General features: G+C 64.7%; 11 protein-coding genes. 8 read left to right on the forward strand and 3 right to left on the reverse strand.

Going from position 1 to position 11,371, the window contains the following annotated elements:
* Window positions 1-168: 168 nt before the first annotated feature.
* Together V5A38_RS12585 and V5A38_RS12590 are read right to left on the reverse strand one after the other, a co-directional pair.
* Window positions 169-1,476, reverse strand: coding sequence for an MFS transporter (locus V5A38_RS12585; RefSeq protein WP_332326112.1), 1,308 nt, complete (start codon window positions 1,474-1,476; stop codon window positions 169-171).
* Between the two features lie 449 nt (window positions 1,477-1,925).
* Window positions 1,926-2,768 carry an RIO1 family regulatory kinase/ATPase gene (locus V5A38_RS12590; RefSeq protein ID WP_332326113.1) on the reverse strand — a complete coding sequence of 281 codons (843 nt, stop codon included), beginning with the start codon at window positions 2,766-2,768 and terminating at the stop codon, window positions 1,926-1,928.
* Between the two features lie 257 nt (window positions 2,769-3,025).
* Here V5A38_RS12590 and V5A38_RS12595 point away from each other — a divergent pair, with 257 nt between their 5' ends.
* From V5A38_RS12595 to V5A38_RS12610, 4 genes are all read left to right on the forward strand, one after another.
* Window positions 3,026-4,471, forward strand: coding sequence for an NAD(P)H-hydrate dehydratase (locus V5A38_RS12595; protein ID WP_332326114.1), 1,446 nt, complete (start codon window positions 3,026-3,028; stop codon window positions 4,469-4,471).
* A complete protein-coding gene (moaC, locus tag V5A38_RS12600; RefSeq protein WP_332326115.1) occupies window positions 4,464-5,009 on the forward strand; it encodes a cyclic pyranopterin monophosphate synthase MoaC in 546 nt (181 codons plus the stop codon). Before V5A38_RS12595 ends, moaC begins: the two co-directional genes overlap by 8 nt.
* Before the next feature lie 99 nt (window positions 5,010-5,108).
* The gene (locus V5A38_RS12605; protein ID WP_332326116.1) at window positions 5,109-5,399 is read left to right on the forward strand and encodes a hypothetical protein; all 291 of its coding nucleotides are present in this window, start codon (window positions 5,109-5,111) and stop codon (window positions 5,397-5,399) included.
* 114 nt (window positions 5,400-5,513) lie between these two features.
* Window positions 5,514-5,669 (forward strand): AbrB/MazE/SpoVT family DNA-binding domain-containing protein, encoded by a 156-nt coding sequence (locus tag V5A38_RS12610; protein ID WP_332326117.1) that lies wholly within the window; start codon window positions 5,514-5,516, stop codon window positions 5,667-5,669.
* A gap of 73 nt (window positions 5,670-5,742) precedes the next feature.
* Here the strand turns inward: V5A38_RS12610 and V5A38_RS12615 are convergent, their stop codons facing one another.
* Window positions 5,743-6,966 carry a molybdopterin molybdotransferase MoeA gene (locus V5A38_RS12615; RefSeq protein WP_332326118.1) on the reverse strand — a complete coding sequence of 408 codons (1,224 nt, stop codon included), beginning with the start codon at window positions 6,964-6,966 and terminating at the stop codon, window positions 5,743-5,745.
* Between the two features lie 169 nt (window positions 6,967-7,135).
* On the opposite strand from V5A38_RS12615, the gene V5A38_RS12620 reads away from it, so the two are divergent.
* The 4 genes from V5A38_RS12620 to V5A38_RS12635 all read left to right on the forward strand — a co-directional run.
* Window positions 7,136-7,732, forward strand: coding sequence for an SRPBCC domain-containing protein (locus V5A38_RS12620; protein WP_332326119.1), 597 nt, complete (start codon window positions 7,136-7,138; stop codon window positions 7,730-7,732).
* Complete coding sequence (locus V5A38_RS12625; protein ID WP_332326120.1) at window positions 7,729-8,616, forward strand: xanthine dehydrogenase family protein subunit M; 888 nt, start codon at window positions 7,729-7,731, stop codon at window positions 8,614-8,616. Before V5A38_RS12620 ends, V5A38_RS12625 begins: the two co-directional genes overlap by 4 nt.
* On the forward strand, window positions 8,613-9,320 hold the full coding sequence (locus V5A38_RS12630; RefSeq protein WP_332326121.1) for a (2Fe-2S)-binding protein: 708 nt from the start codon (window positions 8,613-8,615) through the stop codon (window positions 9,318-9,320). The genes V5A38_RS12625 and V5A38_RS12630 overlap by 4 nt, the downstream gene beginning before the upstream one ends.
* Window positions 9,317-11,371: aerobic carbon-monoxide dehydrogenase large subunit (locus V5A38_RS12635; RefSeq protein WP_332326122.1), on the forward strand; the 2,055-nt coding region annotated here is incomplete at its 3' end. The genes V5A38_RS12630 and V5A38_RS12635, both read left to right, overlap by 4 nt.

Raw genomic sequence — 11,371 nt, forward strand, 5'->3', positions numbered from 1 at the left:
GCTTTGTCTCTTGAGGTGCCTCGGTGTGGCGAGAGCCACCGTCGCGGCGCTCGCCCCTGATAGTGATTACTGCGAGTCTGTCCCGCCGTGACCATCCGTGTCGGTGAGGGGAGCCCCTGACCCGGCGGCGTTCGACACCGTCGATGAACCTATTCGCCGTAATCACTATCAGTCGTTGGGCGTCGTGAGCGATTCGTGGTCGATCGGCCGGTAGACCCGGCTGCTGAACAGCGACCCGATTGCAGCGACGGCAATGAGCATCGCGGCTGCGAGATAGAGGAAGCTCTGCTGGAGGCTACTCTCCTCGGCTACGTACCCAATGATAATTGGCGCCATCGCGCTGACGAGGTGGCTGATGGTGTGGAGATAGCCGAAGGTACGCCCCTCACGAGAGGGTGGTGTCACGTCGTTCATGAGGGCATCGCGTGCCGGTGTCCAGCCCCAGTTCGCCGCACCGAGAACCAGCAGCACGCCCAGTAAGAGGAGCGGTGTGAGGGTGCCGGTGGCAAGCACGACCAGCACTACCGCAGCCGTGATGAAGAAGGTGATCAGGACCGTACGGTGGTCGTGTCGGTCGACGAGATGACCGGTGAGTAACTGGAAGAACGCGGCGATTAGGAAGACCGCGGTGAAATAGACGTTCGCAAACGACTCCGGGGTAAGCGTCATCGACCCGAACGCGAACGAGTAGCCGTAGACGACCACCAGGAACGTCGGGAGGAACGTCTTGAGCCCCTTCTCGGAGAAGGCGCGGGCGACGAAGAAGACCAACAGTGCGACCATCGGGTAGACGTAGTGGCGGCGATCGCTCGCGGTCTCATCGGGGGTTGTCTCCGTCGGTTCAGCGTCCTCGTCTTCCGCCTCGGCGGCGCGCTGGTCGGCCGGCCGACTCTCGAACCACGCCTGCGACATGGCATAGAAGAGCCCGAGCGCGTAGACGAGGCCGACCACGCCGAACAGGAGGAAGATATCGCTCCACTGGACGACGAGAATCAGGATGGCGATGGACATCGGTGCCGCCGCGTCGCCGATCTTCGCGGCGCTTCCCCAGACGCCGTAGGCGCTCCCGACCCTGTCAGCGGAGACGTTCGTCGCAACGAGGGGGTAGCCGATCGGGTGTATCGCGCTTGCGCCGACGCCTGCGATGAGGACACCGAGCCCCATCAGGACGAACTGCAGGGTAAACGAAGCGCCCAGCAGCGTGAACGCGGCGGCATCGGGCGAGACGAGCTGCGGCGCAATAGCGAAAACGGCGTACCCCAGTCCCATCACTCCGATGCTGGGCGGGAGGATGAACCGGCGGTCGTAGCGGTCGGCGAGGATGCCCATCGGGGTCTGCCCGAAGCCCGAACCGAGGTAGTAGATGCTCACGAGCGCGCCCAGTTTCCACAGCGGATACGGGAAATCGAGCGCGATGATCGGAAGAACCGGCGGCAGGATGCGGAAGATGTGCTGGATGAAATGGATGGAACTCATGCTCACCACGAGCCGCCAGTTCCGCCCGTTGTTCTCCATTGAGTTTGAGTCCCCAATCCATCGTACGTAGACTCTTCGGATAAATCATTTGCAAGATGACACTTCTTTTTGTGAAAACGTGACGGGCAAGGGTGATGCAGGAGCGTCACCCAGTATGGTCCCAGTCGGAGTGCTGAACTCATAGTGATTACGGCGAATAGGTGCATCGACGGTGTCGAACGCCGCCGGGTCAGGGGCTCCCATCACCGACACGGATGGTCACGGCGGTACCGAATTACGCACGACCGTATGACACCCCCACGGACCCGAACGACGCGATCGGTTCGACTCGGATGCCCTCCGCACGATACTCGATGGCAATTGCGCCCCCGGACGCTCGTTGTTCGACCCGTGCTCAGACTCACCAACAACGTGCTTCACAGGAGCGATTGGTCCAGTTCCCGCACCCGCTACACCCGTCCGTCGTCGCGTTCGGCCTGCTCGGCGTGTTTCTCCAGTTCCCCTTTCAGTTCGGCGGCCTCGAACGTGTGGTCGGGGCGGATGCTCACGAAATCAATGAACTCCCGGGCAGCGAGCAGCTCCTCGGTGTCGTAGGCGCTTGCCGCGGCGGCGATTGCTGCGCGGGCGCCAATGTGTGGTTCCAGCGCCGCGAGCGCGCAGGCGAGATCGTACGAGCGCGCCGAGACCATCGAGTACTCGGGCCGGTGCTCGTCGCCACGGACGTTGGTGGCGTCGATGAAGTAGATCTCATCGTCGACGACCAGCACGTTCTCGGCTCGCAGGTCGCCGTGGGCCAGCCCGTTCTCGTGCATGCGTTTGAGCGCCGCGAACACGTCGGGGGCCCGTTTGCGCTCGACCTCCTCGGGGAGCTCACCAAGTGTGGCGAACTCGTGGATGAACTCCATCACCAGGACGCCCATCCCGTCGATCTCGAGTGCCTCGACCGGCTCTGGGGCGTTCAGCCCGATCTCGCGCAGTCGCTCGGTCGCCTCGAGTTCGTGTTCGGCCATCTGGTAGGGAGTCCCGAAGTGACCGAAAAACCCCTCCGTCCCCGAGGAGAACGCGCCGATGTTTCGGCTCGTGGTGAACAGCGTGTGGACGAAGGAGTTCTGCTCGGTGACGACTTTGACGAAGAACTCGTCGTCGATGACCATCGGCGTCGAGAGCCAGTTGTCGGCCTCCAGAAACCGGACGTGAACGGTATCCCTGTCGTAACGCCTGGCCAGTTCCCGGACGACGGACTCGAGCCGCGACCACTCCAGCCGGCCACGGACGAGTTTCCGCAGTTGCATTAGCGGGGGGTAGGTGGCGGCGGGTATAAACGCCTGTGGCCGGAAGCATGCGAAGGACGTCTCGTGGGGGGTCCGACACCACCGGGATGCTGGCTGATCGACCGCGGTACCCGTTCGGTCTCGTTGTAGCCCAGAACCGTCGACGGACCGAGCGTGGGCGCGTAGTACGGTACCAGGGGGTACTCCCAATATTCTAATCAGCCCACCTCACCAGCCACCCCACCACGCTTAATCCCGCCCCCACCGAAACGCCAGCCATGATTTCGAGCAGACGCATGGCCGCCGTGGACCGGAACGCCGCGGCCCTCGGCGTTCCCCTCCGTGTCCTGATGGAATCCTCGGGCAACGCCGTCGCCCGGCGGGTCCAGGAACTCACGGACCCGGGCGATGCCGTTGCCCTGGTCGCCGGGCGGGGGAACAACGGTGGCGACGCACTCGCTGCTTCACGCTTCCTCGACGACCGAGACTCGACCGTCCACCTCCTTGGGCGGCCTGAGAGCATCACCACCGACATCGCCCGTGCGAACTGGGATGCCCTGCAGGCCAGTGAGTGCGACACTCGCGTCGTCGCCGACTCCCGGGCGTTCTCGTTCGAGCGGCCGGACCTCATCGTCGACGCGATGCTCGGCACCGGTATCACGGGTACCCTTCGGGAACCGGAGGCGACCGTCGCCCGCGCCATGAACGATGCTGCAGCCCCCATCCTCGCTGTGGACGTTCCCTCAGGTGTCGATGCTGATACCGGTGCAGCCGAGGCTGTCGCCGTCGACGCCGAACACGTTGTCACCTTCCACGAGCAGAAGCCCGGGCTCGCAGGCCACGGTGACGTTGTCGTCGCCGACATCGGCATCCCAGCGGCTGCAGAGACACTCGTCGGACCCGGTGACGTCGCAGTCCTCCCCGAGACAGGGGGACAAAAAGGCGACAGCGGCCGAGTGTTCGTCATCGGGGGCGGCCCCTACACCGGTGCGCCGGCACTCGCCGCGGGCGCAGCGCTCTCCTCGGGTGCGGATCTCGCCTTTCTGGCCTGCCCCGAGTCAGTGTTCGACCCCATCGCGGGCTACTCGGAGGACCTCATCGTTCAGCCATACGGCGGCGAGGACAGCGGCGGCTCCCATCTCCAACCCTGCCATGTTCCAAAGCTGCTCGACACCGCTCACCGCCACGACGATATCGTCGTTCTCGGTCCGGGACTCGGCCGGCACGAGGAGACCCACGAAGCCGCTCGGCAGTTCCTCGCCGGCTTCGAGGGCTGCGGCGTCGTCGACGCCGACGCGCTCCCGCTGGTTCCCGACGTCGAGACCGATGCGACGCTCGTCCTGACACCCAACCGCTCAGAGCTTGCCGAACTCGGCGGGCCCGAGACGGAGGAGCTGGTCGCACAGACCGACGAAATCGGTCGCCTCGCGGCTGAGTTGGGCCACGTCGTCCTCGCGAAGGGGGAAGTAGATGTCATCTCCGACGGTGCGGAAACCCGGCGCTGCCGGGCTGGGACTCCGGGAATGACCGTCGGTGGCACGGGTGATACGCTGGCGGGAATCACGGCGGCGCTGCTGGGGCGGGCTGAGCCGTTCGACGCCGCCTGTGCCGCGACTGCCGTCAACGGGCGCGCCGCGGAGCTGCTCGACCGGGGGACCGGTCTCCGCGCGACAGAACTCCAGAAGACTATCCCGACAGCGCTCCGAGGGGAGGGTAATGAGTGAACAGGAGGACGCGAGCACGGAGGGAACCGACGGCGACGAACTTACCCATACGACCGAGGCGGGCGACGTGCAGATGGTCGACGTGGGCGAGAAGCCCGACACCGGTCGGCGAGCAGTCGCACGCGGCGAGATTCATCTCACCCCGCCAACTATCGACGTCGTCCGGCGCGACGACGTGGAGAAAGGCGACGTGCTCGCGACGGCCCGCGTCGGGGCGGTCCAGGCCGTCAAACACACCTGGGAGACCATCCCGATGTGCCACCAGATCCCGATCACGAACGTCGAGACCGAGTTCGACGTGGCCGACGACCGGGTGACGCTCGAGGTCGCCGTCGAAACGACGGGGAAAACCGGCTGCGAGATGGAGGCCCTGGAAGGCGTGACGACCGGGCTGAACGTCGTCTGGGACATGGTGAAAGCCGCCGAGAAGGAGGTCGTCGAGAGCGACCCCGATGCTGGGGTCGAGGCCAGCGGCTACCCGGGGACCAGAATCACCGACGTCGAGGTCGTGAGCAAGGAAAAGCGGTCCCTGGAGTAGCCCGGGGCCCGGTCTTCGTCGTTGAACGGCTCGGGCGAGCTGGGAACGCTCGTCAACGCAGCAACTATTATGAGGATGCCCTGTTTCCGAGAGAATAGTATGTGTCGGGAGACGAACCGCGAGCCGGCGTGGGTATCTGCGATACGCCTCGCGATGCTGGAGGGGCACGTGACGGTGGAGGCGGTTATCGAAGAAGCCAACCTCGTCGCCGGCCGCGAACGCACCGTCGAGGACGTACTCGAAACGATGCTCGATCGCAACCTGCTCGCGAATCCCGGTGCCGACGGGGTGTACGTCCCGGGCCCGGTGCTTCTCGAATCCGGCCGGTTCGAGCAGAATTTCGATCAGGCCTCCGACGGCGGGGCGCACCGCTGGAACTCCGCCGTCTAACGCCGAGCGCTCGATCTCCCCCGACTCGAGGCGGTTCACAGGCAGAGACGCCACGGCACACTACGTATTCCCATAGCGTAAACTATGTATTAACTACGACCATACGTCACGTTAATGGGCACGCTCGCGGACACCAAGATCTCCGAGAAGAACCTGACAACCATCCCGAAGCCGGTGCGGAGCTTCCTCGATCTCGAGGTCGGTGACCGTGTCGAGTGGCACGTCGAGAACGGCGATATCGTCGTCAAGAAACTCGAGACGGAGGCGTAGCGACCGGAAGCTGTGAAGGATCGACCGGGAGGCTGCAGAGCACCGACTGGAGCCCGACCTGCCGGACGCGATGTCAGTGTTCGATGACTGGGAAGGGGACGACCCCGACCGTCTCACCCGCGTCGAGAGCTTCTCGCGTGAGCACGAAGCCGTCGGCACGGGTCGCCCGCGTGCTTGAGGAGAGGACGCTGGGGTCGAACGTTTCATCGTACACCGGCAGCGGCGAGTCGACGTGACCAAGCGGCATCGCCTCGCCGTCGTCGAGGCTGACCGGAATACCGTAATCGAACCCCTCGACAGCGATATCGACGTCGCGGGCGAACGTCGCGGGAACGGTTGGAAGCGCCATCGACCCGGTGAAGAACGGTCGAGCGACCAGCGACGTGACGAGGTGGGCGCCGACGGGCTTGCCCGGGATAGCAAACACCACCGCATCCTGGTCGTCGAGTTCCGCGACGGCGATGGGTTTGCCGGGGCGGAGTGCAACCCTGTGGAACAGGACGTCGCCGAGCTCGCGTAACGCCCGGATGACGTAATCCTTCTCCCCAACGCTGGTACCGCCGGTCGTGACCACCACGTCGTACGTCCCGGCGAGGGTCGCGATTCGGTCCCGAACCCGTTCGTACTCGTCCGGCACGCTCCCCTCGTAGGTTGGGGCGTGCCCCCACGCGCGCACGAGTCCCGCGAGCATCGGCGAATCCAGATCACTGTGGCGCCCCTCGTGAATCTCGGTCCCGGTCGCGAGCAGGCCGACGCGGGCTGGCTCCAGTACGGGGACCGAATCGAAGCCCAGGTCGCCGAGGAGGATGGCGTCTTTCGCCCCGAGCCGCTCGCCCGCGTCGAACAGCTGTTCGCCCTCTGCGACGTTGCTCCCGCGCTCGTAGACGTAGGTCCCGGGGGAGATCGGCGGCCCGTCGAGAGCGCCATCGCCGATCTTCGCTTCTTCCTGTTTGAGGACAGCGTTCGCGTATCCGGGGACCGGCGCACCGGTGAAGATGCGGACGGCCTGGCCCGATTCCAGCGCCAGCGGCTCGTCTTCCGGATAGGTTTCCTCGTCGACCAACTCGTAGGGGTACCCCTCGGATGCGTCGAACGCGTAGCCGTCCATCGTCGCCTTGCTCACTACTGGAATCGCCTCGGGCGCCGTAATCGGCTCCGCAAGCGTTCGACCGCCGCTTTCGGCGAGCTCGACGCGGTCTCTCCCCCGTCGGTCGAGCGTCTGCTCTCTGAGCTCGCGGACCGTGTTCGCACCTGCCTGCCAGCTGCGCAGCTCGTCGTGGCTGTGGCCCTCAGTCATGGCTGGGTCGCTCGGTGAAGACTATCATATTCGTTTCATCGTATTCACCAACCTTTATGTGACTGTCAATCGCTTCCATGATCGTAGTAATAGTGTGCTCATAGGGAAGGTATATAAAAATGAACCGAACACACAGCGGACGACGGAAACAACGCAGAGGCACTGAACGATGAAGTTCGACGGCGAGTTCGAACTCGAGGACGTTCCACCGGAGGAAGCCTGGGTTGTGCTCTCAGACCCGGTCGCGGTCCGGGATTCACTGAAGGGCTGTCAGTTCATCACGCCGATGGACGACAGCTTCGAGTGGGACAACTACGAACCCGAGGCCGACATCCAGACGCTACCGGAGGCGGAAGCCGAGGCCGTCGCGGACCGGGCGTTCAAGACGGGCCAGAAGTATGCGGCGCTGATGCAGGTCGGCGTGGGCAGCGTCAAGCCGAAGTTCGAGACGACGGTCAGCATCGAGGACCGCGATGAAGAGGAGTTCAAGATGACCGCTACGGGCTCTGGCTCGGCCAGTTCCAGCAGCTTCAGTATGGAGTCCGGGATGTATATCACACCCCAGGAGGACGGCGACGGCTCCAGCATCGAGTGGTGGACCGAGGCCGACATCACCGGGCGTATCGCGCAGCTCGGCGGGCGCGTCATCAACCCGGTAGCGAACAAGATCGTGAACGACTTCTTTAGCTCCATCGAGAAAGAGATGACCGACGTCGAGGAGACAGAATCGGGTGTCACGGACAAGATCCGGGGGATGTTCGGATGAAGTCAGCCCCGTTCGAACTCCACGAACCGACGACGGTCGACGAGGCCGTCAGCCTCATCGAGAGCCTCGACGACCCGACGATCCTGGCCGGCGGGCAGAGCCTGGTGCCGATGCTGCGGTTCCGGCTGGCGAACCCCGACGTAGTCGTCGATATCAACAACATCGACGCGCTGGACTACCTGGAGGAGGACGACGAGTATCTGCACATCGGCGCGCTGGCCCGGCACGTCGACGTCGAGCAGTCGGAACTGATCGCCGACAACTACGGCAGCTTCGCCGATTCGGCGCCGCTCATCGCCGACCCCCAGATCCGCAACCGCGGGACGGTTGTGGGGTCAGTTGCCCAGGCCGACCCAAAGGGCGACTGGGGCAGCGTCCTCATCGCCCACGACGGCGATGTCGTCGTACAGGGGCCGGACGGCGAGCGAGCCATCCCTGCTGACGAGTTCTTCCTGCTTCCCTACGACACCACACTGGGCGAGAACGAGCTCATCACCGAGGTACGGGTACCGACACCCGTTCCCAACGAAGGAAGCGCGTACCACAAACTCAAACGGAAAACCGGCGACTACGCGATGGCCGGCTCCGGCGTCAGACTGGTTTTCGAGGACGATGGCACCATCGAGCGAGCAGGTATCGGCCTGACGGCCGTCGACATTACCAACGCCCGCGCCTCCGACGCAGAGGAGCATCTGGAGGGCGAGCAACCGAGCGCCGAGCTCTTCGAAGAGGCCGGCGAACTGGCCGCAGCGCAGTCCAACCCCGAATCAGACGAGCACGGCGACGCGAGCTACAAGGAGCGGATGGTCGACGTCCTCACCCAGCGGGCGCTGGCTGATGCGGCCGAGCGCGCCGGGTTCGTCAAACGGAGGGTATCACAGTGACAGACACACGAGAGATTACACTCACCATCAACGGCACAGAGCAAACACTGGAGGTCGAACCGCGGCGCCTGCTGGTCCACGCGATCCGAGAAGACCTGGACATGACCGGGACCCACATCGGCTGTGACACCGGCAACTGCGGCGCCTGTACGATTCTGAAGGACGGGGAACCAGTCAAATCCTGCCTGCTGTTCGCGGCCCAGGCCGACGGCGCGGAGATCATGACCGTCGAGGGGATGGAAGATCTCCCCGAAGCCGACGATCTCCACCCCCTGCAGGAGGGGTTCCGCGAGGAGCACGGGCTCCAGTGTGGCTACTGTACGCCGGGGATGCTGATGGCCGGCAAAGCGCTGCTGGACGAGAACCCCCATCCCGAAGAGGACGAGATTCGCGACGCCATCAGCGGCAACCTCTGTCGCTGTACCGGCTACCAGAACATCGTTCGGTCCATCGAGTACGCCGCCGATGAACTGGAGAACCGCACGGCGGCCGACGGTGGCACGGTGACCGCGGCAGCTGACAACGGTACCGGCACAGCGGCCGGCGACAGCGACGGACCGGCCGTCGGCGGCACGTTCGCTGGCGACGCGGACACGTTCTGTGGCCGTTCGGACTGCTGTGGCGGTCCCGAGACTGAATCGGCGCACAACGGAGACGACCACCAGTTCGAGACGGAGTACCTCAGCGAGGCGGATGACACATGAGTAGCGATAGTGATCAGATACCCGAGGCCGAGACCGAGTATCAGCACCCGGAGGACGACGGGCCGAACCCGGAGAAACACAGCGGCCACGGCCGCGGCGGGATGGGCGAGGAGGTCAACCGCAAAGAGGACAAGCGGTTCATCACCGGGCGAGGCAACTACATCGACGACATCAAGAAACCCGGGATGCTCCACTGTGAGATCGTTCGCAGTCCGCACGCCCACGCCCGCATCGAGGAGATCGACGGCTCACGCGCGGAGGCGATGGAGGACGTCGTCGCCGTCATGACCGCCGACGACCTGCTGGAGCACGACCTGGCGACGATGCCGACGCTGATGGACGACACCCAGGACGTGCTGGTCAACGACAAGGTGAAGTTCCAGTCCCAAGAGGTCGCGGCCGTCATCGCCAAAGACCGCTACGCCGCAAAGGACGGCGCCCAGAAAGTCGAAGTCGAGTACGACGTGCTCGAGCCGGTAATCGGCGCCGAGAAGGCGCTCGAGGAGGACGAGCCGGTCATCCGTGACGAACTCGAGGACCAGGAGGACAACCACATCTTCGACTGGGAAACTGGCGACAAAGAACAGACCGAGAAAGTGTTCGACGCCGCCGACGTCACCGTCGAGGAGGACATGTACTACCAGCGGCTCCACCCGGCGCCAATCGAGACCTGTGGCGCCGTCGCCGACTGGGACCCTGGCAAGGACAAGATGACGGTCCACCTCACCTCGCAGGCGCCCCACGCCCACCGGACGCTGTTCTCGCAGGTGTCGGGTATCCCCGAGCACAAAGTCCGCATCGTCAGCCCCGACGTGGGCGGCGGCTTCGGCAACAAGGTACCCATCTATCCGGGCTACGTTGTCGCCGCCGCTGCGTCCTACGTCCTCCAACAACCGGTGAAGTGGGTCGAGGAGCGTTCGGAGAACATCCAGACGACCGGCTTCGCGCGGGACTACGACATGACCGGCGAGATCGCCGCCAGCGAGGACGGCGAGATCACCGGGATCAAGGTCGACGTGCTCGCCGACCACGGCGCGTACAACGCGGCGGCCCAACCCTCGAAGTTCCCGGCAGGCTTTTTCAACATCTTCACGGGCTCCTACGACATCGAGGCGGCCTACGGCTCGCTGACAGCGGCCTACACGAACACGGCACCCGGCGGCGTTGCCTATCGGTGTTCGTTCCGGGTGACCGAGGCCGTCTACCTCATCGAGCGAATGGTCAAGCGATTGGCCCAGGAGCTCGACATGGATCCGACGGAGCTCCGGCGGAAGAACTTCATCCCGAAGGAGGCGTTCCCGTACGAGTCCGCGACTGGCTGGAACTACGACTCCGGGGACTACGGGAAAGCGCTCGACAAGGCCATGGAGATGGCCGACTACGAGCATTATCGAGAGGAGCAACAGCGCCGCATCGACGACGACGCGGACAAGCTGCTCGGCATCGGCGTCTCCTCGTTCACCGAGGTCGTCGGCGCCGGTCCCGGGAAGACGTGTGACATCGCCGGTATCGAGATGTTCGACTCCGCCGACATCCGGGTGAATCCGACCGGGAACGCGGTGGTCCGCGTCGGCGTCCAGACCCAGGGACAGGGCCACGAGACGACGTTCGCACAGATCGTCGCGGAGGAGCTGGGGATGGACGTGGACAACATCACCGTGGAACACGGCGACACTGACACTGAGCCCTACGGCCTCGGGACGTACGGTTCGCGGTCGACGCCTGTCGCGGGCGCCGCCGCCGCGGTGGCGGCACGCAAGGTCCGCGAGAAGGCCAAAGCCATCGCCGCGAACGAACTCGAAGCCGCCGAAGAGGACATCGAGTGGGACCGCCAGTCGGGCGAGTTCCACGTCGCAGGCGCACCCGACCGCTCGACCACCATCACGGAGATCGCCGCGGGCGCCTACATGAACCACCCGGAGAGCGAGGAGCCCGGGCTCGAGGCCGTCAACTACTACGATCCGCCCGAGATGACGTATCCGTTCGGCTCGTACATCGTGGTCGTCGAAATCGATCGCGAGACCGGCGAGGTCGAGTTCGAGAAGTTCGTC

The sequence above is a fragment of the Halolamina sp. genome, from assembly GCF_036626355.1.
Taxonomy (GTDB): domain Archaea; phylum Halobacteriota; class Halobacteria; order Halobacteriales; family Haloferacaceae; genus Halolamina.

Coding starts and splice junctions, on each gene's coding strand:
- V5A38_RS12590 (WP_332326113.1), bottom strand. CDS start 2,768: ATGCAACTGCGGAAACTCGTCCGTGGCCGGCTGGAGTGGTCGCGGCTC.
- V5A38_RS12585 (WP_332326112.1), bottom strand. CDS start 1,476: ATGAGTTCCATCCATTTCATCCAGCACATCTTCCGCATCCTGCCGCCG.
- V5A38_RS12595 (WP_332326114.1), top strand. CDS start 3,026: ATGATTTCGAGCAGACGCATGGCCGCCGTGGACCGGAACGCCGCGGCC.
- V5A38_RS12615 (WP_332326118.1), bottom strand. CDS start 6,966: ATGACTGAGGGCCACAGCCACGACGAGCTGCGCAGCTGGCAGGCAGGT.
- moaC (WP_332326115.1), top strand. CDS start 4,464: ATGAGTGAACAGGAGGACGCGAGCACGGAGGGAACCGACGGCGACGAA.
- V5A38_RS12625 (WP_332326120.1), top strand. CDS start 7,729: ATGAAGTCAGCCCCGTTCGAACTCCACGAACCGACGACGGTCGACGAG.
- V5A38_RS12605 (WP_332326116.1), top strand. CDS start 5,109: ATGTGTCGGGAGACGAACCGCGAGCCGGCGTGGGTATCTGCGATACGC.
- V5A38_RS12610 (WP_332326117.1), top strand. CDS start 5,514: ATGGGCACGCTCGCGGACACCAAGATCTCCGAGAAGAACCTGACAACC.
- V5A38_RS12620 (WP_332326119.1), top strand. CDS start 7,136: ATGAAGTTCGACGGCGAGTTCGAACTCGAGGACGTTCCACCGGAGGAA.